General features: G+C 64.6%; 17 protein-coding genes and 2 pseudogenes. 7 read left to right on the top strand and 12 right to left on the bottom strand.

Features of this window, described 5'->3' with window-relative positions; translation table 11 throughout:
• Positions 1-21: 21 nt before the first annotated feature.
• From AB5Y64_RS11870 to AB5Y64_RS11835, 8 genes and pseudogenes are all read right to left on the bottom strand, one after another.
• On the bottom strand, positions 22-1,149 hold the full coding sequence (locus tag AB5Y64_RS11870) for an ISAs1-like element ISKpn9 family transposase (protein WP_053288160.1): 1,128 nt from the start codon (positions 1,147-1,149) through the stop codon (positions 22-24).
• A 136-nt stretch (positions 1,150-1,285) separates the two neighbouring features.
• Positions 1,286-2,098, bottom strand: a pseudogene (locus AB5Y64_RS11865) (M48 family metallopeptidase); the annotation flags it as partial.
• 152 nt (positions 2,099-2,250) lie between these two features.
• The gene (locus AB5Y64_RS11860) at positions 2,251-3,225 is read right to left on the bottom strand and encodes a PstS family phosphate ABC transporter substrate-binding protein (RefSeq protein WP_039039286.1); all 975 of its coding nucleotides are present in this window, start codon (positions 3,223-3,225) and stop codon (positions 2,251-2,253) included.
• 273 nt (positions 3,226-3,498) lie between these two features.
• Complete coding sequence (gene phoR, locus AB5Y64_RS11855; RefSeq protein WP_161470785.1) at positions 3,499-4,794, bottom strand: phosphate regulon sensor histidine kinase PhoR; 1,296 nt, start codon at positions 4,792-4,794, stop codon at positions 3,499-3,501.
• A 72-nt stretch (positions 4,795-4,866) separates the two neighbouring features.
• Positions 4,867-5,556 carry a phosphate regulon transcriptional regulator PhoB gene (phoB, locus tag AB5Y64_RS11850; RefSeq protein ID WP_010673471.1) on the bottom strand — a complete coding sequence of 230 codons (690 nt, stop codon included), beginning with the start codon at positions 5,554-5,556 and terminating at the stop codon, positions 4,867-4,869.
• A gap of 102 nt (positions 5,557-5,658) precedes the next feature.
• Positions 5,659-6,068: pseudogene (locus tag AB5Y64_RS11845) on the bottom strand (VOC family protein).
• Between the two features lie 68 nt (positions 6,069-6,136).
• Positions 6,137-7,423, bottom strand: a complete 1,287-nt coding sequence (locus AB5Y64_RS11840; RefSeq protein WP_053288159.1) for a diguanylate cyclase — start codon at positions 7,421-7,423, stop codon at positions 6,137-6,139.
• 283 nt (positions 7,424-7,706) lie between these two features.
• Positions 7,707-9,377 (bottom strand): sigma-54-dependent Fis family transcriptional regulator, encoded by a 1,671-nt coding sequence (locus tag AB5Y64_RS11835; protein ID WP_368203849.1) that lies wholly within the window; start codon positions 9,375-9,377, stop codon positions 7,707-7,709.
• 288 nt (positions 9,378-9,665) lie between these two features.
• On the opposite strand from AB5Y64_RS11835, the gene AB5Y64_RS11830 reads away from it, so the two are divergent.
• A complete protein-coding gene (locus AB5Y64_RS11830; RefSeq protein WP_041213364.1) occupies positions 9,666-11,183 on the top strand; it encodes an aldehyde dehydrogenase family protein in 1,518 nt (505 codons plus the stop codon).
• 51 nt (positions 11,184-11,234) lie between these two features.
• Here the strand turns inward: AB5Y64_RS11830 and AB5Y64_RS11825 are convergent, their stop codons facing one another.
• A complete protein-coding gene (locus tag AB5Y64_RS11825) occupies positions 11,235-12,029 on the bottom strand; it encodes a helix-turn-helix transcriptional regulator (protein ID WP_103244450.1) in 795 nt (264 codons plus the stop codon).
• Between the two features lie 96 nt (positions 12,030-12,125).
• Between AB5Y64_RS11825 and AB5Y64_RS11820 the strand changes: the two genes are divergently transcribed.
• Positions 12,126-13,013, top strand: coding sequence for a DMT family transporter (locus AB5Y64_RS11820; protein WP_010673465.1), 888 nt, complete (start codon positions 12,126-12,128; stop codon positions 13,011-13,013).
• Positions 13,014-13,127: 114 nt separating this feature from the next.
• Here AB5Y64_RS11820 and AB5Y64_RS11815 read toward each other — a convergent pair whose 3' ends face one another.
• Positions 13,128-14,111: an aldo/keto reductase gene (locus tag AB5Y64_RS11815; RefSeq protein WP_053288158.1), complete on the bottom strand. Its 984-nt coding sequence runs from the start codon at positions 14,109-14,111 to the stop codon at positions 13,128-13,130.
• A 99-nt stretch (positions 14,112-14,210) separates the two neighbouring features.
• Between AB5Y64_RS11815 and AB5Y64_RS11810 the strand changes: the two genes are divergently transcribed.
• A complete protein-coding gene (locus AB5Y64_RS11810; protein WP_053288157.1) occupies positions 14,211-15,119 on the top strand; it encodes a LysR family transcriptional regulator in 909 nt (302 codons plus the stop codon).
• A 105-nt stretch (positions 15,120-15,224) separates the two neighbouring features.
• Here AB5Y64_RS11810 and AB5Y64_RS11805 read toward each other — a convergent pair whose 3' ends face one another.
• Together AB5Y64_RS11805 and AB5Y64_RS11800 are read right to left on the bottom strand one after the other, a co-directional pair.
• Complete coding sequence (locus AB5Y64_RS11805; RefSeq protein ID WP_039039279.1) at positions 15,225-15,917, bottom strand: response regulator; 693 nt, start codon at positions 15,915-15,917, stop codon at positions 15,225-15,227.
• A gap of 3 nt (positions 15,918-15,920) precedes the next feature.
• A complete protein-coding gene (locus AB5Y64_RS11800; protein WP_041213369.1) occupies positions 15,921-17,486 on the bottom strand; it encodes a sensor histidine kinase in 1,566 nt (521 codons plus the stop codon).
• A 258-nt stretch (positions 17,487-17,744) separates the two neighbouring features.
• Here AB5Y64_RS11800 and slyA point away from each other — a divergent pair, with 258 nt between their 5' ends.
• From slyA to AB5Y64_RS11780, 4 genes are all read left to right on the top strand, one after another.
• The gene (gene slyA, locus AB5Y64_RS11795; RefSeq protein ID WP_053288156.1) at positions 17,745-18,218 is read left to right on the top strand and encodes a transcriptional regulator SlyA; all 474 of its coding nucleotides are present in this window, start codon (positions 17,745-17,747) and stop codon (positions 18,216-18,218) included.
• A 1-nt stretch (position 18,219) separates the two neighbouring features.
• The gene (locus tag AB5Y64_RS11790) at positions 18,220-19,275 is read left to right on the top strand and encodes an HlyD family secretion protein (RefSeq protein WP_010673458.1); all 1,056 of its coding nucleotides are present in this window, start codon (positions 18,220-18,222) and stop codon (positions 19,273-19,275) included.
• 10 nt (positions 19,276-19,285) lie between these two features.
• On the top strand, positions 19,286-20,314 hold the full coding sequence (locus AB5Y64_RS11785) for a DUF2955 domain-containing protein (protein WP_010673457.1): 1,029 nt from the start codon (positions 19,286-19,288) through the stop codon (positions 20,312-20,314).
• A 183-nt stretch (positions 20,315-20,497) separates the two neighbouring features.
• The gene (locus AB5Y64_RS11780; protein ID WP_161470777.1) at positions 20,498-20,857 is read left to right on the top strand and encodes an MliC family protein; all 360 of its coding nucleotides are present in this window, start codon (positions 20,498-20,500) and stop codon (positions 20,855-20,857) included.
• The last annotated feature ends 34 nt before the right edge of the window (positions 20,858-20,891 follow it).

Here is a 20,891-nt window from a genome sequence, read left to right as displayed (position 1 = left end):
ACAGGGCTGACGCATCAGTGTTTATACTTTGAACAACCCCATACATTCGAACAAATATTGTTCATTCAGACAGCAGAGCCTGCGCTTGTTGGCCATGCTTAGATTACGTGATTTGTTTTGCTTCAGCATGTTCAGTATCCACTGCCTGATGACCGCTAAGTTTTCCCCAGCGAAGCCCGCTCTGGCCTGAAGTTGATCCTCTCCGAACGCAATATCTAAAGTCCAGTGCAGCAGATTTTCTACCGACCAGTGCGCTCGGGTTGCCTTCAGCGCTGAGGTGGCATCCAACGCTCGGCTACTTATATAAAATCTCACGAAATCATAGCCTTTGCCATTTTCAATTCGCTCAGCCTGCACGGCTATGATCGTCTTCGCTTTCCACTGCTGGCAAACTGGCATGCTTTCATCAACCACCAGAACCCAACAACGTCGATGCTCTTTTCGCCCATGTTCTGAGTCAAATTGTTCAGTAAAGCCGTGCCCCGAAACATCGCTTTCATTCTTATCCCAATACGCTTGGAACTGTTCTTTTACTTCAGTATTGAGGCTAGGTTGGTTGTCTTTCACCGCAAGCAGGTAATCCCCCGACTTCTTGAGGATGGTGTCAGCAATTTTGACCTGTGTACCCATTGCATCAATACTGACCAAACACCCTTTTAATTCAAGAAGTTGGAGTAGCTCAGGTATTGCCGTGATCTCGTTAGATTTGTCAGCGACTTTTTGCTGGCCAACACACATTCCCAGCTCAGTTGACCAGACATTGACCATATGAACAACGTTGGCTCCTCGCCCTTTAGCGGTAGCACGAAGAGCTTTACCATCAACCGCTAGTTGGCCAACCAGTTTTTCATCGCCCATGATGTCGCCGATCCACGCTTGAAAAATGGATTTCAGACTGGCGGGAGGCAGAGTGGCAAAGATGCGGTTGAATGTATCGTGTGATGGAATGCCGCCAGGCAAGCGCAGCCAGCGCCGGAACCATGGCTCTCGCTCTTGAGCAAACAAGGTAATCTCGCTCCAAGTATCAAAACCGCACATCATGGCGCAAATGGCCATGAAAACAACCTCTGACAAGATATGTGAGCACTTGGCCTGATTGCGTGGGTCTGGGATTGATTCAAGGTAGTCGAGCAAAGACTTCTGGGCCATAATAATAAACAGTTGGTTAAGATCTCGACTATTTACAGCTTGGCAACGCAAGGTACAATTAAAATCGTACTTGGAGCCGTTCAACTGATCGAGACTTGATCAACTTGTGCAGAGAATGATCATGCGTCGGCCCTGACGCCTTGCACTGGGGAACCAGCCCTGATGCTTTCGCCTGCTGGTACAGGGGCTGCACTTCGGCCTGCTGGGCCTGCAGGTTGGCGATCCGGCTCTGGTCGCTGGGGTGGGTGGAGAGCAGCTGGGGCGGTGCCTTGCCACCGGAGGCGGCGCTCATGTTCTGCCACAGGGTGACGGCTTCGGCCGGGTTGAACCCGGCGCGGGCCATCAGCTCGAGGCCGAGCCGGTCCGCCTCGCTCTCCTGGGTTCTGCCAAAAGGCAGGGCTATCCCCACCTGGACCCCGAGGCCCAGGGCGGCCATGGTGGCAGCGCCCCCGAGGCTGTCGCTGCTGCCGATGGCGGCGTCCGCCACCGCCAGCCCGATACCGGTCAGCTGATCCCGGGAGAGGCGCTCGTTGGAGTGCTGGGCCAGCACGTGGGTCAGCTCGTGACCGATGACGGTGGCGAGCTGGTCCTGATTCTTGGCGACTTTCAGCAGGCCGCTGTAAACGCCTATCTTGCCGCCGGGCAGGGCGAAGGCGTTGATCTCCTTGGAGTCGAACACCACTACCTCCCAGCTGGTGATGCCATAGCTGGCAGGCACCTGGGCGGTCACCGCCTTGGCCACGCAGCCCACATAGGCATTCATCCTGGCATCCGTGCTCACCTTCTCCTGCTGCTTCATCTGGGTGAAGGAGTCGGCGCCCAGCTGGTTCATCTGCTGGGGGGAGAAAAGCAGCATCTGGTTGCGACCAGTCGGCGACTGGGCGCAGCCGGCCAGCAGGGCGCTGCACAAGGCCGTCAGGGCCAGTCTGGAGAGGGAAGATGCGCGCATGAGAGGGTCCTTTGCCGTGAAGTTGCCCTATTCTCGGAAATGCCGCCGCCCGGCGCAAGCCGGGCGCTGCGCCCTGCGACCAAAAAGATCCTGGGGCGCACCAATGAAAACGAGCCCGCATGGGGCTCGTTTTTCTGCAAGGGCATGTTCTGTTACATGATGCCCAGCTTCTTCAGGTCGGCCTGAACCACCTTGGCCGGGACCGGCACATAGCCGTCCTTGGCAACGATGGTCTGGCCCGCCTTGGAGAGCATCATCTTCACAAACTCCTGCTCCATCGGGGAGAGCGGCTTGTTCGGATGCTTGTTCACGTAGACGTACAGGAAGCGCGACAGCGGGTACTTGCCGGTGATGGCGTTGTCGGAGCTCGCCTCGATGAAGGTCTTGCCATCCTTGGAGAGCGGAACGGCGCGCACGCCGGAGGTGACGTAGCCGATACCGGAGTAGCCGATGCCGTTCAGGGAGGAGGAGACGGACTGTACCACGGAGGCGGAGCCCGGCTGCTCGTTCACGCCGCTCTTGAAGTCACCGTTGCACAGGGCGTGTTCCTTGAAGTAACCGTAGGTACCGGACACGGAGTTGCGACCGAACAGTTGCAGATCCTTGCCGGACCAGCTGCCGTCCAGACCCAGATCAGACCACTTGGTGGCCGCCTTGGCTTCGCCGCACTTGAGGGTGCTGGAGAAGATGGCGTCGATCTGCGACATGGTCAGCCCCTTGATGGGGTTGTCCTTGTTGACGAACACGGCCAGGGCATCGACGGCGACGCGGATGGCGGTCGGCTTGTAGCCGTAGCGCTTCTCGAATGCCTCCTCTTCACCGGCCTTCATGGCGCGGCTCATGGGGCCAAACTGGGCGACGCCCTCGGTCAGGGCAGTCGGTGCGGTGGAAGAACCGGCGGCCTGGATCTGCACGTTGACGTTGGGATACATGCGCTTAAATTCTTCGGCCCACAGGGTCATCATGTTGGCCAGAGTGTCCGAGCCGACAGAGGACAGGTTGCCCGAGATGCCGCTGGTCGGTGTGTATTCCGGCAGGTCTTTATCCACACCGGCAGCCAGAGCGCTGACAGAAAACAGGGTTGCTGCGGTGAATCCGATGACACCAGCCAGTTTGTTGAGTTTCATCCAATCTCTCCAAGTCCAAGGTTGCAGAAGGCAATCGTCAGGTTGACGTCTATACGTGGTTGACACCCGATCGCAATGATCCGTGGGCCAGCACCACTCCTTCTCCAGTGTTACAGAAGGTCCGTTCTTTAAGACGGCGCCAGTATCTGGCCTGGCAGTGACAAATTTATGGAATTTATATGACACTTTGATGACATGGGCCGAGAGTGGCCCGGATGAAAAAAGGGCTGCGATGCAGCCCTTCTATCGTTGCTAACACATTGACACAAAATATTATTTCACCAGCACCATGCGGGCGGGAATGAGAAAGCTGAAGCGGCTGCCCGCACCGACCCGGCTCTCGATATCGAGATGGGCATCGTGATGACTCAGGGCATGCTTGACGATGGCAAGGCCGAGCCCGGACCCTCCGGTGTGGCGCGAGCGGGCCTTGTCGACCCGATAGAACCGCTCGGTGAGCCGTGCCAGATGCTCGGGGGGGATCCCCTCCCCCTCATCCTGCACCGCAAACAGCGCCATGCTCCCCTGCTTGCGCCACTCCACGGTGATCTTGCGCCCCGCCGGGGTGTAGTGGATGGCGTTGTAGACCAGGTTGGAGACGGCGCTGCGCAGCTGATCCTGATCCCCGCGCACCAGCAGATTGGGCTGGACCATGAAGACGATTTCGTGGGCCCGCTCGCCGGAGAGCGCCCGCGCCTCCTGCTCCAGCAGCCCCAGCATGGCGGGCATGTCCACCAGATGGGAGAGATCCACGGTGGGCGCCGCCTCGATGCGCGACAGGGTGAGCAGCTGGTTGACCAGATTGTCCATGCGGATCGTCTGCTCCATCATCACCTTGTGCGCCTTGGCCCACATGGCGGGGGGCGGCAGCTCCTCGGTCATCTCCAGATACCCCTTGAGCACGGTGAGGGGGGTACGCAACTCGTGAGAGACGTTGGAGACGAAGTGCTTGCGCGTCTTCTCCAGGCTGCGCAGCCGGGTCACATCCCGCACCACCAGCATGGCCTGATCCTCCGCATAGGGCATGATGCGAAATTCGAGGAACTTCTCCTCGTTGATGGGGGAGTGCATCTCGAATGGCTCGTCATACTGCCCCTTGCCCAGATAGGCGACGAAGGCGGGGTGACGGATCAGGTTGCCGATGTGCTGGCCGGCATCCTCGGGCCAGCGAAAGCCGAGCAGTTGCTCCGCCAGCCGGTTGCACCAGAGGATGCTGCCGTCGGTGCGAAACACCACGGCCGCATCGGGCAGCGCCTCCGCCCCTTCCCGAAAGCGGCGGATGAGGCCCGCCAGCTCCCGGCGCCGGGCCCGGTGACGCTGCTGCAACTTGTAGATGCCGTTGAAGATGTGCTCCCAGCTGCCGCTGCCGTGGGGCGGCACCAGGCTGCGATCGTGCCACAGCCAGTCCGACAGCCGCTTCTGGAAGCGGTAGTGCCAGACCAGGTGCACCACAGTGGCCACCAGCAGGCAGAGAACGAGATGATCGATTAACCAACCTACCAAGACGAAGGGGCTGTAGAAGAACGCCATTCGCCACAACTGTCGCCGCCAGGCGTAAGGTTGCAACATTAAGATCTCCTAGAGGCAGCAAAGAGCCGGGTCCAATGCCCGCCGGCAGGCGCTGGCGGCACTGGCCCTGACCTAGAGACGGGTCGAGAAGCGGTAGCCGGCCCCGCGCACCGTCTGGATCAATCTGTCGTGCCCCGTCTCTTCGATGGCCTTGCGCAGGCGGCGAATGTGCACGTCCACCGTCCTGTCCTCGACATACACGTTGGTACCCCAGACGTTGTTGAGCAACTGCTCGCGGCTGTAGACCCGCTCGGGGTGGGTCATGAAGAAGTGCAGCAGCTTGAATTCGGTCGGCCCCATGTCGAGGGCCTTCTCCTCGGCACTGACCCGGTGGGAAACGGGATCCAGTTTGAGCCCCTGCACCTCGATCACCTCGTCCACCGAGGTGGGAGAGACGCGGCGCATCACGGCGTGCAGGCGGGCGGTGAGCTCCTTGGGGGAGAAGGGCTTGGTGATGTAGTCGTCGGCACCGGCCTCGAGCCCGCGCACCTTGTCCTCTTCCTCGCCCCGGGCGGTCAGCATCACCACCGGGATCTGGCGAGTCATCTCATCCTGCTTGAGCTGCTTGAGGAACTGGATACCGCTGCCACCTGGCATCATCCAGTCCAGCACGATGAGTTCGGGGTAGGGTTCGCGCACCTTTGCCAGTCCATCGGCGTAATCTTCTGCTTCTACTGTTTCATATCCCTTCTGCTCAAGCACGAAGCAGAGCATTTCGCGGATCGGTGCCTCGTCCTCGACCACCAGAATTCGCTTAGCCATATCCCTTCTCTCTCCTCTGTGAAGATGGGTGCGCCAATTATTAGAACTTTCTGTGACACTTTTATGACTTTATGACGGGCGGGATGATAAACGTTTTCAGATTCAGTTGGCAGCAGCGAGTTGCAGCAGGTCCCAGCGATTGCCACTGATGTCCTCGAACACCACCACGGTGCCGTAGGGTTCGAGGCGCGGCTGTTCACAAAAATGAACACCATAGGCCAGCATCCGCTCGTAATCGCCCCAGAAGTCGTCGGTCTCAAGGAACAGGAAGACCCGACCGCCCCCCTGGCGACAGATGGCGGCGCGCTGCTCCTCGTTGGCCGCGCGAGCCAGCAGCAGGGCGGAGCCGGGAGCCCCCTTGGGAGCGACCCGCACCCAGCGTTTGCCCGGTTTGCCCGGCTCGTCGAGGGGGTGTCTTCCAGTAGCTCGAAGCCCATTCCCCGGGTGAAGAAGGCGATGGCCTCGTCGTAATCCGCCACCAGCAGCGTCAGGGCGCCAATGTGTTGTGCCATGGCATCTCTCCTCGGATAAATGATGGGGCGCATGATAGCCCCGCCCGGCCATGGGCTCCAGCGCCGGATCAGTCGGGCGCCACCTCCACCCGGTTGCGACCATTCTGCTTGGCCTGATAGAGCGCCTCGTCGGCCCGCTTGAGCGCCTGCTCCAGGCTATCCTTGCGCCGCTCGGCCACCCCGAAGGAGGCGGTGATACCGAGCCCCAGCGGCCAGTGCCTGTACCCCTCCAGCGCCCCTCTCAGCCGCTCCGCCAGGGCGGCGGCCCGTCCCTCGTCGTAATGGAGGCAGACCAGCACGAACTCCTCCCCGCCCCAGCGCACCAGTCGGCACAGGCTGTCGCAATGGCGCAGCAGCTCGCTCACCATGTGCTTGAGCACCTCGTCCCCCACCGGGTGGCCGTGACCGTCGTTGACCCCCTTGAAGTGATCGATGTCGATGTAGATGAAGGAGAGCGGCATCTCGCCGAGCTCCCCGAGCAGCTTTTCGCCGCCGAGCCGATTGAGGGCCCCGGTCAGGGGATCGTAACGGGCCTCCTCCTCGGTGCGCCGGTTCTGCTCGCACAGGCTCGCACTCAGGGCTTCAGCCGCGAGGCGCGCCTCCCTGGCCTTGCGCAGCCGATCCCCGAACATCAGGTTCTGGACCAGGAAGAGCAGCACGCCGTAGACAAGCCACCCCAGCAGCAGATAGCGATAGAAGTCCCCCGGCTTGCACCAGCGGCCATAGAACTCCAGCCGCTCGAGCCGCAACCGGTGCTCCCCCGGCAACATCTTGTCATCGGAGGCGATCTCGATGGCGTAAACATGGTGCAGATCCGGCCCCTGCTGGACCAGCGGAATGTCGTACTGCTGCACCCACCAGGAGCTGGGGGCAAAGACATTCAGGGGGACATCCTGCTCACGACCAAAATCCCTGGCGGTGAAGAGCACTTCGTTGAACTTGTGGGAACTCTCGTCTTCCCGCGTCGAGTAGACGGGATCGTAGTTGCGCAGATAAAGGCGCCAGGCCTGTACCCCCTGCCCTTCTACATCCAGCCTCACCCGCACCCCGGTGAAGCCGGAGAGATCCAGCCCCTGCTCGGGATCGGTCAGGGTCAGAACCAGCTCGCAGAAAGGATAGGCATATTGGCTTCGCAGGGTGCACTGGATGGCGGGTCTGTCGCCCCCCTGACTCAGGGTGGCGACGGAGGAGCCCTTGTGGGCCCTGTCATCCTGGGCACGCACGGACAAACCGGCCTGGCTCAGGATGTCGAGCCGCCGCTCGGGTCCGAATTCGAATAACACCATGGCCAGCAGGCTCGCCGCCAGCAGGCACCAGAACAACAGCGTCGTCATGCGGGAATAGGAAGGGATCATCGGCATCACACCTGAAAAAGGGCTTTTACCCTACACCTTGAAGCGCCGAACCGCGCTGATCCAGATCCAAGGTTATTACACGCGCCGCACCGGGCGCAGACGGGTGCCGACTAACCGGCACGGGCCCCATGGGGCGCAAGCGGCATCGGCCAGCAGCCGGGAGAGAGGCGGGGGGCCTCGTCGGTGGTGAGATGGGTCATTGCGCACTCCCTGCGATGGAAACATAACGAAAAAACGTCCTTGCCTTCGCAGTCTACACAAGCGCTGGACGGCGCGACACCCTTCACCCCTCCTCCCGCAGCGCCCGATAGAGGGTGGTGCGACTGATGCCAAGACGGCGCGCCGCCTCGCTCACGTTGCCGCCGCACTCTGCCAGGGTCTGTTGCACCCGCTGCCGACTCTGCTCGCGCAGGGTACTCCCTCCCAAAGGTGAGCTCGCTCCCCCTTCCACGGCGGGCAGATGCAGATGGGCAGGTTCAATCCAGCCCTGCCCCTCTGCCAGTACACAGGCCACCTCCAGCGCCTGTTTGAGCTGGCGCACGTTGCCGGGCAGAGGGTGAGCCAGCAGCCGCTGCTCCGCCTCCCGGCTCAGTTGTAGCGCCGGGTCCATCTGGGCGAGCAGGTTCAGGATCAACCCCTGACGCTCGGGCACCGACCAGGCCCGCAGGGGTGCCAGTTGCTGGCGCCAGCCGCAGATGCGGTAGTAGAGATCTTCGCGAAAGGTGCCGGCCGCCACCATGGCCGCCAGATCCCGATGGCTGGCGCTGACCAGCCAGAAATCCACCGCCTCGGGTCTGTGGCTGCCTACCGGGGTGACGACGCGCTCCTGCAACACCCGCAGCAGCCGGGTCTGGGCCTGGAGCGGCAGCTCGCCAATTTCATCCAGCATCAGGATGCCGCCGTGGGCGGCGCGCAGATAGCCCTGGCTGCCCTGGCTGCGGGCACCGCTGAAGGCCCCCCCCACGTAGCCGAACAGCTCGGCCTCCACCAGCTCCGCCGGCAGGGCGCCGCAGTTGACGCACACCAGAGGCCGCTCCCGACGGCTCGAACTGGCGTGCAGGGTGCGCACCAGGTGCTCCTTGCCGCTGCCGGTCTCCCCCTCGATGAGCAATGAGATGCCCCGCTCCAGCATCTTGAGCGGCACCTGCTGCGCCTGCGATCCCCCCTCCTCAACCGCGCTCGGCAGGGGGAGCCTGGCGGCGCGCTCCTCCGGCACCAGCCGCAGGCCGCGGCGCTCGCGCAGCAACTGCTGACCGTCGAAGGGGTGCTGGCCGAGCCAGAGCCGACCGGCCCGGTTGGCCCCGAGCAGCTCGCCCCCCTCCCCCAGCAGCAGGCGGGCAGACCAGAGGCTCTGGGGATCGAGATCCACCAGCCAGCCCGGCTGGCGGGCCAGCAGGGCGTTTTCCAGGGTCATGGCCAGGAGGCGCACGGTGCCCAGCATGTCGCCGCCGTGGTGGGCCGCATCGGTGGAGATGTCGAGCACGCCGAGCAGTTGCCCGTCCGGCCCGAGCAGGGGACAGGCGCTGCAACTGAGAAAACTGTGCTGGGCGAAGAAGTGCTGCGCCCCCAGCACCTGCACCTCGCTCTGCTCGGCCAGCGCGGTGCCGATGGCGTTGGTGCCCTTGCTCGCCTCCCCCCTGCGGGCGCCGCTGCGCAAAAAAATGCGCTCGGCATGGCGGGCAAACCGGTCGTCTCCGCTCACCGCGAGGATGGCCCCCTCGCCGTCACACAGCAGCAGACGACAGGGTCTGCCTGCCAGCAACTGGCCAAAGAGCGGCAGCACGAAGCGCTGGAAGCAGGCGATGAGCGTCCTGTGCTGCTCCTGGCGAGCCGACAGCTCCCCCTGGGGCAGCAAGTCCAGCTCGGCGCTCTGCTGGCGGCTCAGCCCCTGATGCAGGCAGCGCTCCCAGGAGCGCTGGATTGGGCTGGCACCGGATTGAGGCAACTCGCTCATCACACCTCCTTCTACACACTCGCGAATAGGGCCGCCTTGGGGGAGCGCCTTCATCACGTCTCCTGTTCACAAACGGCACAGTGTCACACCCGATGTTCAGAAACGGCACAGTTCGGGGGCCGCTCTGGGGGGCACTGGTTAACCAAGATACCCCTTGGCACCCCGTTTTATAACGTTTTTGCAACCTTTTTGTGTAGAGCGCCGCCCGCTGGCACGCCCCTTGCGATGACAGGAAGCAACCGGACTGCCCGCCAGGCCGGTCAGGACCACACACATAAGGATGATGAGATGATTTATACCGCTCCCGGTCAGGCAGGTGCCCTGGTCAGCTTCAAATCCCGTTATGACAACTTCATCGGTGGCGACTGGGTGGCGCCGCGCGCCGGCCGCTATTTCGAGAACATCTCGCCGGTGGATGGCCGGGTGTTCTGCGAGGTGGCCCGCTCCGACGCCGCCGACATCGAGCTCGCCCTGGACGCGGCCCACAAGGCGTTCGCCAGCTGGAGCAAGACCAGCGTCACCGAGCGCAGCAACCTGCTGCTGCGCATCGCCGATCGCATCGAACAGAACATTGAGCGGCTTGCCGTCGCCGAGACCTGGGAGAACGGCAAGGCGGTGCGCGAGACCCTGGCCGCCGACCTGCCCCTGGTGGTGGATCACTTCCGCTACTTTGCCGGCTGCATCCGCGCCCAGGAGGGCTCCGCCGCCGAGCTGGACCAGAACACCGTCAGCTACCACTTCAAGGAGCCCATCGGCGTGGTCGGCCAGATCATCCCGTGGAACTTCCCCCTGCTGATGGCCGCCTGGAAGCTGGCCCCGGTACTGGCGGCCGGCTGCTGCAGCGTGCTCAAGCCCGCCGAGCAGACCCCGGTCACCATCATGCTGATGATGGATCTCATCAAGGACATCCTGCCCCCTGGCGTGGTCAACGTGGTCAACGGCTTCGGCGCCGAGGCGGGCCAGGCGCTCGCCACCAGCAACCGGATCCAGAAGCTGGCGTTTACCGGCTCCACCGAGGTGGGCGCCCATATCCTGCGCTGCGCCGCCGACAAGCTGATCCCTTCCACCGTGGAGCTCGGTGGCAAGTCCCCCAACATCTACTTCGCCGATGTGATGCAGCACGAGAGCAGCTACATCGACAAGGCGGTGGAAGGGATGCTGATGACCTTCTTCAACCAGGGAGAGGTATGTACCTGCCCCTCCCGCGCCCTGGTGCAGGCCAGCATCTATGACGACTTCATGGACCGGGTGCTGGCCCGCGCCCGCACCATCGTGCAGGGCAACCCCCTCGACACCACGACCCAGGTGGGGGCCCAGGCGTCCCGCGAGCAGTTCGACAAGATCCTGAGCTACATGGAGATCGGCCGCGGCGAAGGGGCCAAGATGCTGCTGGGCGGCGGCCCGGCCAAGGTGAGCGGGCTGGAGGGGGGCTTCTACATCCAGCCCACCATCTTCTCGGGCCTGAACAAGATGCGGGTGTTCCAGGAGGAGATCTTCGGGCCGGCGCTCGGGGTCACCACCTTCAAGGACGAGGCGGATGCTCTGGCCATTGCCAACGACACCCAGTACGGGCTCGGGGCGGGCCTGTGGACCCGGGACAGCAACCTGGCCTGGCGCATGGGGCGCGGCATCCAGGCCGGCCGGGTCTGGGTCAACTGCTACCACGCCTACCCGGCCCACGCGGCCTTTGGCGGCTACAAGAAGTCGGGGATCGGTCGAGAGACCCACAAGATGATGCTGGACCACTACCAGAACACCAAGAACCTGCTGGTGAGCCACGACATCAACCCCCTCGGCTTCTTCTAAGCCCATCCCATGATCCACAAGGGCGCCTGCGGGCGCCCTTTTTCATGCGGTTCAGGCCACGGGTTGGCCCAGTTGCTGGCGATAGCGCTGGGGGGCGCAGCCCTGTTCCCGCTGGAACATGGCGATGAAAGCCGAGGTGGAAGCGTAACCGAGGCGCCAGGCGATCTCCTGCACCGGCATCTCGCCCCGCAGCCAGTCCAGCGCCTTCACCAGCCGCAGCCGGGTGCGCCACTGGCCGAGGCTCATGCCAAGCTCCTTCTGGCAGCGCCGCGCCAGGGTGCGCTCCGTGGTGTGCAGCGCCCTGGCCCACTCCACCAGCGTGCGGTTGTCCTCCGGCGCCGCCTGCAATGCCGCCAGCAAGGGGGCCAGCAGGCGATCCCGGCTCTGGGGCAGGTAGCTCGGCTGGCAACGGGTGCGGGCCAGCTTCTCGATGAAGAGTTCACCTTGACGGGCATCCCACTCATCCTCCATGTGGCCGACCCGGCGCTGGGTGAAGTCCTCCAGCAGGGCCCGCAGCAAGGGGGTGAGCGCCAGCAGCTGGGGTTCCCGTGGCAGGCGCGGGGCCAGGGCGTGGCTCACGTAGATGGAGGTGTAATCCAGGGTCTGCTCGTTGAAGGCGGTGTGGGGAAGGTCCGCCGGCACCCAGATGAGGTAGTCCGGGGGCGCCACCAGCCGCTCTCCCCCCACCTCCACCACCATGACCCCCAGGCTGATGAGGCTGAGCTGACCCCAGGGGTGGGCGTGCTCGGCGCAGGCGTTGCCCCCCTGGATCTGGCTGTAGCGAAAGTAGAGGGGGTCGGGGTCGGCCAGCAGGCGATCCTGCTCGGCCAGGGTGAGGGTGCCCATGCAGATTGTCCCAAAGCGGTTATGACATGTCTTATTTACGCTACTTACCTCGTTCAAGACAAGGCTAGACTCTCCCCATCGTACCAAGGAGTGCCTATGCCTTTTCTCTTCCCCCTGCTCGCCATCCTGATCTGGGCCGCCAATACCGTGGTCTCCAAGGCCGCCGCCGGCGTGCTGGATCCCGCCGCCATCTCCTTCTATCGCTGGGTGATCGCCGCCCTCGCGCTCTCTCCCTTCTGCCTGCCGCAGCTCTGGCGCCGCCGGGCCGACATCCGCCCCTGGCTCGGCAAGCTGCTGGTGCTCTCCCTGCTCGGCATGGTGCTCTACCAGTGCCTCGCCTACTACGCCGCCCACAGCACCTCGGCCACCAACATGGGGGTCATCGGCTCCCTGCTGCCCCTGCTCACCCTGCTCATCGGGGCCTGCTGCTTTGGCCAGAAGCCGGGCAAGCAGGCGCTGCTCGGCATGAGCCTCTCCCTGTTCGGGGTGCTCTGGCTGCTGGGTCAGGGCAACCCCCTGGCACTGCTGCACAGCGGCATCAACCCCGGCGACGGCATGATGCTGCTGGGGGCGGCCAGCTATGCCCTCTATGGCCTGCTGATCCGCCGCTGGCAACTGCCGTTCGGCCCCTGGCTCAACCTCTACCTGCAGATCCTGCTGGCGGTGCTGCTGCTCATCCCGGTGGCCCTCTCTGCCGACTCCCTGGCCATTCCCGCCCAGGGCTGGAGCATGGTGCTGTTCGCCGGGCTCGCCTCCTCCATCTTCGCCGCCTACTGCTGGATGCGCGGCCTCGCCACCCTGGGGGCGGAGCGCACTTCGGTCTTCATGAACCTGATGCCCCTGTGCACGGCCCTCATCGCTGTCATCACCCTGGGGGAGCCCATCCACGGCTATCACCTGCTGGGGGGCGGCCTCATCCTGACCGGGGTCATGCTCTCCCAGCTCAAGCCGAGGGTACGCCGTCCTCTGCCGGAAGGGGCCTGAGCCCGCCAGCACCATGAAAGAAGGGAGCCTCGGCTCCCTTTGTCATTTTCCCGCCCAGGTGGTGCCCTCAACGGAGCGAGCAGGCCAACCCGGGGCGGGCTGAGTGCGGGCCGCTCATGCGCTCACCCCCTTCATCCCCTCCGGGGTGTAGCGCTCCCCCGCCACCGGCAGGGTCCGGATGGCCTGTCCCAGGGCCCCGAGTTCTGCTGGGGAGAGGCGCACCGAGAGGGCGCCGAGGTTATCCGCCAGGTGGGTCAGGCGCCGGGTGCCGGGGATGGGCACTATCCCCTCCCATTGCGCCAGCAGCCAGGCCAGGGCTATCTGCGCCGCCGAGCATCCCTTCTGCTGCGCCAGGGCCATGACCGCCTGCACCAGGGTGCGGTTGGTGGCGAGGTTCTCCCCCTGAAAGCGCGGCAGACCGGCCCGAAAATCCCCCTCCTCGAACACCGCCTCCTGCTGGTAACGCCCGGTCAGAAACCCGCGCCCCAGGGGGGAGTAGGCCACCAGACCAATTCCCAGCTCCTGGCAGGCGGGCAGCACCGCCGCCTCCACCTCCCGCGTCCAGAGGGAGTATTCGGTCTGCACCGCCGCCACCGGGTGCACGGCATGGGCGCGCCTCAGGGTGGCCTCGCTCACCTCGCACAGACCGATGCGGGCTATCTTGCCCTCCTGCACCAGCTGCGCCAGCCCGGCCATGGTCTCCTCGACGGGATGGGCCGGATCGAGGCGGTGCACATAGTAGAGATCGATCTGCTCGATGCCGAGGCGGCGCAGGGAGCCCTCGCAGCTCTGGCGCGCATAGCGGGCGCTGTTGTCGAGGGTACGCCTGTACTCCCCGTGCTGGCGCACGATGCCAAACTTGGTGGCCACCTTCACCTGCCCCCGCCGGGTCGCGAGAAAACGCCCGATCAGCGCCTCGTTGTGGTGGGGGCCGTACATGTCGGCGGTGTCGAGCAGGTCGATGCCCCGCTCCACCGCCTCCGCCAGCACCCGCAAGGACGTCTCATCGTCCCGCGGCCCGTAGAATTCGCTCATCCCCATGCAGCCCAGCCCCAGGGCAGAGACCTGCAGGTTGGCTCCCAGTGTTCGTCGTTGCATCGCATTTTCTCCCTGACAAGTTGCGGGGGAGTATGGTCTTCCGAAAATGAATGAGATATAGAGATAACTGGCAACCTATCTTCCGATTATGGAAAAATCATGCACGATCTCCTGCTCTGGGACGACGCCCGCGTCTTCCTGGCCATCGCCCGCAGCGGCACCCTGAGCGGTGCCGCCCACGCCCTTCGCATGGGAGTGGCCACCGTCTCCCGGCGCCTGGACAGGCTGGAGGCGGCCCTCGGCCTGCCCCTGTTCAGCCGCCACCAGCAGGGTTATCGCCTGACCGACGACGGTGAGGCCCTGCTGGAGCGGGCCGAGGCGCTGGAACATGCGGGGCTGGCCTTTGGCGAGGCGGGACAGCAGCAGGGGCAGGTGGCCGGCACAGTGCGCCTCGCCACCGCCGAGAACCTGGCCAATCCCCTTATCATCCCCTCCCTGCCGACGCTCTTTGCCCAGCACCCCGAGCTGAGGGTGGAGCTGGTCACCGGGGTGCAGACGGTGAACCTGCACCGGCGCGATGCCGATCTCGCGGTGCGCATGGTCAAGCCCGATGCCGGCCACCTCACCCTGCGGCGCCTGGGCACCCTGGGCTTTGGCCTCTACGGGGCCGGCGCCTACCTGGATGCCCGCAGCCCCGGGGTGGATGCCGCCAGCTTCGATCAGGATGACTTCATCGGCTGGAACGAAACCCAGAGCCACCTGCCCGCCGCCAGATGGATGACCCGCATGCTGCGCGGCCGCCCCTGCCGGGTGGAGACCGGCACCCTGGCGGCCCAGCTCGCCGCCGCCCAGGCCGGTCTGGGGCTCGCGGTGCTGCCCCACTACCTGGCCCGCCAGACGGATCTGGTCTGCCTGCTGCCGGAGCTCGGGGTGGATCAGCCCATCTGGCTGGTACTCCACAGCGATCTCGCCCACTCCCGGCGGGTGCGGGCCGTGGCGGATCACCTCATCGCCCTGTTCGAGCGCGCCCGCACCGCCCTGCACCCCTTCTCGGGCGACCCCAGATAGAGGGGCCTGGTCGCATCGGGGCGAAACAAAAGGGAGCTCAAAGGCTCCCTTTTATCTGCGCGGCATGGTGTGCGCGGCCTCTTCGGCGTTGTGCCAGCGGCGGGGTCACGACTCCCGGCGCCAGTGGTAGCGCCGCTCCGGGCGGCCACGCTGGCCGTAGTTGAGCTCCACGTCCAGCCGATCTTCTGACTCCAGAAACTCCAGGTAACGGCGGGCCGTAGTGCGACTCAGGGAGAGGCGCAGGGCCACGGTGTCGGTGGAGAAGGTGTTGTCCGGCTCCCCCGCCAGCAGGTCCAGCACCTGGCGCAGGGTGATGGCGTCGATCCCCTTGGGGGTTTCCCGCGCCTCCCGCCCCTGGTTGCGCGCCTTGCCCATCAGGCGGTCCAGATCGCTCTGGGCCAACTCCCCCGGCTCGCACAGGCGGCGATGCAGGACCAGGATCTCCTCCAGGCTCTGCTGGATGCGAAACAGCCGCAGCGGCTTGATGACGTAATCCTGGACTCCCAGGTTGAGGGCCTGCTGTATGGTCTCCACGTCGCAGGAGGCGGTCACCATCATCACCATCACCTCCCGGTTGTGGCTGCGCAGCCGGCTCACCCACTCCAGGCCCGAGCCATCGGGCAGGGAGATGTCGACCATCAGCAAGCGGGGCTCGCTCCCCGCCATCAGGCGATCCGCCTCGGCCAGGGTGCCGGCCCGCCCCATCAGGGAGAACCCGGCCGTGGAGGAGACCAGCTCCCCCAACATGGCGCCTATCCGCTCGTCATCCTCGATAATCAGCGTGAAGATTGGCTTCATGACTTACACCAATTGGTTTTTATTCAAATAGATACCGAACAGGGTCGTCTGCTCGGCGGTGCGGCGCCATTCTATCACGCCCCCCCGCCTGGCCACCGTCTTCTTGACCAGGAAGAGGCCGACCCCGTGATCCCCGGTCTGGCGGCTGACACCGTAGTCGAACAGGTGATCCGCCAGCGCCTCGTCCACCCCCTCGCCACTGTCCTCCACCTCGATCACCAGCCGCCGCCCCAGATCATCGAGGGAGAGCAGCACCCTGGGCGCGGCGTGCTCGCGGTTCCCCCAGGCGGCGCGAATGCCGTTGTCCAGCAGGTTGCCGATGCAGGTGATGAGATCCGCCGACACCTCGGCCGGATACTCCCCGAGGGCCGACCCCGCATCCAGCACCAGCTCCACCCCCAGCTCCCGCGCCCGGCTGAACTTGCCGAGGATGAGCCCGGCCACCGGCTTGTTCTCGATGACCCGCAGCAGATCCTGCAACATGTTCTGGCAGGCTTCGTTCTCCTGCTGGATGAGGTCTACCGCCTGATCCACGTGGCCGAGCTGGAGCAGGCCGGAAAGGCTGCTGAGCTTGTTGGCGAATTCATGGGTCTGGATACGCAGCATCTCGCCGTACTGGCGCAGGTGGGTCACCTGCATGCCCAGGCTGCCAGTGCCGTCTGGCCGGCTGAAGATGAGCATGCGCCCCGGCTCGCGACCGCTGAGCTCCTGCCAGTGGCCGACGAAGTCATCCCCCTGCACGGTGAACCTGACCGCCCCCCCTTGCTGCAACGTGGGCACGAGGCCGGGGGCCAGCTCCGCCAGGGAGCGACCCAGCAGGGCGTGGCGCCCGGTGCCGGGCAGTCGCAACTGATAGAAGGCGGCGCTGTTGAGCATGGTGATCCTGTGCTGGTTGTCCAGGGCCACTATCCCCTCCGAGATCCCCTCCAGCACCAGATCCTGCTGGGCGAAGCGATTGGCGATGGTTTCCGGCTCCAGATCCAGCAGGGTGCGGCGCAGCAGGTGCTGCACCCAGAGCGCCAGCAGCAGGCCACACCCCAGCACCGCCGCGATGGCGCCGACCAGCAGGGCGATCCGCTCCTGATAGGTGCCCTCCACGGTGCGCATCAGATAACCTACCGCCACCGCGCCGATGGCCTGGCCATCGGGCCCCACCACGGGAGCGAAGCAGCGGATGGCGGGGCCCAGGGTGCCCACGTCCCGGGAGCAGTAGCTCTCGCGCGACTGGAGTGCAGGCCAGATGTCCTCCCCCCGGAAGGTCTGGCCCACCAGCTCGGGGGAGGGGTGGCTCAGGCGCCTGGCATGTTCGTCGGTCACCACCATGTAGGCGGCGTCGGTGCGGCTGCAGATCCCCTGCACATAATCCCGCAGCCCGGGATCGCTCCCCTTCTCCAGGGCCTGGACCACCCGGCTGTCTGCCGCCAGCACCCGGGCCAGATCGCTCCCCTTCTCCTTCAGGTTGTTCTCCAGCAGGTGGCGCATGAAGAGGGCGAGCAGACAGCCCAGGATCAGGATCAGCAGTAGTGACAAGCCAAGCGAGAGGGTGACTAGCTGGTGGCGCAGTTTCATCGTTCAACCTTGCAGCGGACGGGAAAGCCCAGGGTGAGGGTGTCCCCCGGCCGGGTCAATGGCCAGCCTGGCGCACCTCAAAGGTGGCCACTCTAGCGCCTCCCCCGGCCGTTGTCGGTTAGCTGGCCCGCAAAGCCATATAAAAACTTAAACACCACGGCCCGGGCAAAAAACCTGAACGTGAGCTGTATCACACTATTTACTTAGCCTGCGAAATAAATATAATGCTTCGCAAGCTAAGTAATTGAGGTGCCCGTCATGAAAAAGGATCTGGAGATGTTGCGAGAACTCTCCCTCGCCGAGCAGCTGGGGCGACTGCACCGGCTCTGGCGCACCGTGGCCGATCTCGAGCTGGCACCTCTGGGGCTCACCCATCCCCGCTGGACCGCCCTGTGGAAACTCAGCCGCCTCGGCGGCCACCTCAGCCAGAAGACCCTGGCCGAGGCCCTGGAGATAGAGCTCCCCTCCCTGATGCGAACCCTGGGTCAGCTCGAGGATCAGGGGCTGGTCGAGCGCCACTGCTGCAGCCAGGACAAGCGGGCCCGCATCGTCACCCTGACCCCGGCGGGCAAGGCGCTGCTCGATCAGATCGAGGGCCGCATCATCGCCGTGCGCCGGGAGCTGCTCACCGGCATCAGCCAGCAGGAGCTGGCCCAGTTTGAAGACATTGTGCACCGCATCTCCGCCAACGCCCTCGGCAAGATAGCCGCACAGCATGAAGAGAGAGAATAAGATGACACCGGATCAACAATTCAAGCGCTGGATAAAGTGGGCCATCGTCTGCTTCGTCCTGGTGTTTGGCTACTTTCTGCTGGCCGACATCAAGATGCCCCTGACCCCCCAGGCCATGGCCACCCGGGTCGTCACCCGGATGGCCCCCCAGGTCAGCGGCAAGGTGGTCGAAGTCGCCGTCGCCAACAACCAGCACGTCAAGCAGGGGGATCTGCTGTTCGCCCTCGACCCGGAACCCTTCCAGCTCGCCGTGGATCAGGCCAGGCTCGCCCTGGATCAGGCCAGGCAGCAGAACCGCCAGCTGGACGCGACCCTGACCGCCTACGAGGCGGAGTACAGCTCGCTGCGCACCCAGGCCGACCAGAAACAGCGGGAAGCGGCGCGCATCGACGCCCTCTACCGCCGTCACATGGTCTCTGAACAGCAGAAAGATGACGCCGACAGCGCCGCCCGCACCGCCCGTGCTAACCTGCTCGGCAGCCAGGCCCGGGTAGAGCAGGCCCGCGTCAACCGCGGCTTGCCAGGGGAAGACAACCTGCTGCTGCGCCAGGCCCGCAACCGCCTCGCCCAGGCCGAGCTCAACCTCGCCTACAGCCGGGTTCATGCGAGCCAGGACGGCATCATCACCAACCTGCAGCTCAAGCCTGGCAGCGTGGCCAATGCGGGCTCCCCCCTGCTGGCCCTGGTCTCCGAGCAGGTGGACGTGATCGCCGATTTTCGCGAGAAGAGCCTGCGCCACGTCAGCGCCGGCAGTCAGGCCCTCGTCGCCTTCGACGGCGAGCCCGGTCGCCTCTATCCTGCCCGCGTCGCCAGCCTGGATGCCGGGGTCAGCGCCGGCCAGTTTGACGCCAACGGCCAGCTTGCGAACCCTGTCGAGTCCGATCGCTGGGTGCGGGATGCCCAGCGCCTGCGCCTGCACCTGACCCTGGAGCAACTGCCCGCCCACCTGCCGGCCGGGGCTCGCGCCACGGTGCAGCTGCTGCCGGACAACACCCTGACCGGGCTGCTGGCCCGCGGCCAGATCCGTCTGCTCAGCCTGCTGCACTACATCTATTGAGATGACGACCATGAACCTGTGGCACAGACCCCTCACCCCCAACGAACTGCGCCAGTGTCTGCGCATCGCCTTTGGCTGTACCCTGGGGTTTGTGCTGTGCAAGATCTTCGGCTGGAGCAACGGGGTCTTCTTCACCGTCACCCCGGTGCTGCTGCTCGGCCTGGTGCCGGTGATGAACGGTCACGCCGCCCGCCAGCTCATCGCCTCCGCCGCCATGTGCGGTCTGGAAGTGGGGCTGCTCGGCGGCCTGTTCGGCGGCCACCCTGGGCTCATGACCCCCCTGGTCTTTTTGCTCTTCCTCTACCGTTTCGCCGCCATGTCCCGGGGCAGCCTGTTCCTGTTCGGTGCCAACGGGGTGCTCAGCCTCAGCATCATGCTGCACTTTGCCAGCTACCCCGGGATTGATCTGAACGACCTCATCTTCAGCAACCTCTGGGCCAGCGTCCTGTCGGTGCTCATCGCTTATCTGATGACGGCCCTCATTCCGGACGTGGAGGAGCGCCCCAGGCCGGCCCCCTCCCCCAAGGCGCCGCACCGGATGCGCCACGAAGCCCTGCTGGGGGCGTCCATCGCGACCCTCTCGTTCCTGGTGTTCCAGATCTTCGATCTGCGCGACTCCATGTCCGCCCAGGCCACCACCCTGCTGCTGCTCTTCCCCATGCACTGGAACGGCGCCCTGGACTATGCCCGCAAGCGGGCCATGGGCACCCTGCTGGGGGTGAGTTTCGGCATCCTGGGGCAGCTGGTGCTCTATGACTGGTCCGGCTTGCTGCTGCTGGTGACCCCGGTGCTCTGGCTCGGCGCCATGCTGTTCAGCTATGCCCATGTGAAGGAGGCGAGCGGCTCCGGAGTCGGCTTCGGTGCCCTCACCACCCTCGGCATCCTGTTCGGCCAGTACCTGACCCCGGGTAACGACCTGGTGTTCAGCGCCCTCTATCGGGTGAGCAGCATCCTCTTTGCCATCGTGGTCACCTTGCTCGCCTGCTACCTCATCCACCGGCTGCTCAATCGCTTCGAGGCGACACGGTTCGGCCACTGACCCTTTTCTGCAGCCATTGGACGGCTCCCTTTCGCCCCGCTTGCCTGCCGGGGCGTTTTTTTGCCTGCTCCACGGACCAGAGGGAGACGGACGCATCCCGACGCAGGGCTCCCGCCACGAGGTTGCAGTTGTGCCTCATCCTGTTAGGCTCAAGGCCATATGACACCGTTGTGAGGATCAAACATGAAACACGCCAAGCTCTTTCTACTGGGGGCGGGCGCCATCACCCTGCTCGGCGGCTGCGATCTGGGCAGCGGCAAGCTGGGAGTGACCGGCGGCGATCCCGTCACCTACCTGTGTGAACAGAACCAGAAAGTGCAGGTTCGCTACTTCTCCCTCTCGGACGATAGCCTGAACTTCGTCAAGCTCTCCCTCCCCGATGGCAAGGATTACACCCTGCCCCAGGCGGTTTCCGCCTCCGGCGCCCGCTATACCGACGATCACGAGGTGGTCTGGTGGAACAAGGGCAAAGAGGGGTTCGTCGAGATGCGTGATGACGCCGGGGAGTGGCAGAGCCGCTACAACGACTGCAAGGAGCAGTGATCCGCGCCGTCATGGCACAGAGCCCACACGAAAC

Origin of the sequence: Aeromonas sp. R5-1, from assembly GCF_040908265.1 — a bacterium.
Classification (GTDB): domain Bacteria; phylum Pseudomonadota; class Gammaproteobacteria; order Enterobacterales; family Aeromonadaceae; genus Aeromonas; species Aeromonas caviae.
This window is presented reverse-complemented; position numbering and strand designations above follow the sequence as displayed.

Coding starts and splice junctions, on each gene's coding strand:
- AB5Y64_RS11870 (WP_053288160.1), bottom strand. CDS start 1,149: ATGGCCCAGAAGTCTTTGCTCGACTACCTTGAATCAATCCCAGACCCA.
- AB5Y64_RS11860 (WP_039039286.1), bottom strand. CDS start 3,225: ATGAAACTCAACAAACTGGCTGGTGTCATCGGATTCACCGCAGCAACC.
- phoR (WP_161470785.1), bottom strand. CDS start 4,794: ATGTTGCAACCTTACGCCTGGCGGCGACAGTTGTGGCGAATGGCGTTC.
- phoB (WP_010673471.1), bottom strand. CDS start 5,556: ATGGCTAAGCGAATTCTGGTGGTCGAGGACGAGGCACCGATCCGCGAA.
- AB5Y64_RS11840 (WP_053288159.1), bottom strand. CDS start 7,423: ATGATCCCTTCCTATTCCCGCATGACGACGCTGTTGTTCTGGTGCCTG.
- AB5Y64_RS11835 (WP_368203849.1), bottom strand. CDS start 9,377: ATGAGCGAGTTGCCTCAATCCGGTGCCAGCCCAATCCAGCGCTCCTGG.
- AB5Y64_RS11830 (WP_041213364.1), top strand. CDS start 9,666: ATGATTTATACCGCTCCCGGTCAGGCAGGTGCCCTGGTCAGCTTCAAA.
- AB5Y64_RS11825 (WP_103244450.1), bottom strand. CDS start 12,029: ATGGGCACCCTCACCCTGGCCGAGCAGGATCGCCTGCTGGCCGACCCC.
- AB5Y64_RS11820 (WP_010673465.1), top strand. CDS start 12,126: ATGCCTTTTCTCTTCCCCCTGCTCGCCATCCTGATCTGGGCCGCCAAT.
- AB5Y64_RS11815 (WP_053288158.1), bottom strand. CDS start 14,111: ATGCAACGACGAACACTGGGAGCCAACCTGCAGGTCTCTGCCCTGGGG.
- AB5Y64_RS11810 (WP_053288157.1), top strand. CDS start 14,211: ATGCACGATCTCCTGCTCTGGGACGACGCCCGCGTCTTCCTGGCCATC.
- AB5Y64_RS11805 (WP_039039279.1), bottom strand. CDS start 15,917: ATGAAGCCAATCTTCACGCTGATTATCGAGGATGACGAGCGGATAGGC.
- AB5Y64_RS11800 (WP_041213369.1), bottom strand. CDS start 17,486: ATGAAACTGCGCCACCAGCTAGTCACCCTCTCGCTTGGCTTGTCACTA.
- slyA (WP_053288156.1), top strand. CDS start 17,745: ATGAAAAAGGATCTGGAGATGTTGCGAGAACTCTCCCTCGCCGAGCAG.
- AB5Y64_RS11790 (WP_010673458.1), top strand. CDS start 18,220: ATGACACCGGATCAACAATTCAAGCGCTGGATAAAGTGGGCCATCGTC.
- AB5Y64_RS11785 (WP_010673457.1), top strand. CDS start 19,286: ATGAACCTGTGGCACAGACCCCTCACCCCCAACGAACTGCGCCAGTGT.
- AB5Y64_RS11780 (WP_161470777.1), top strand. CDS start 20,498: ATGAAACACGCCAAGCTCTTTCTACTGGGGGCGGGCGCCATCACCCTG.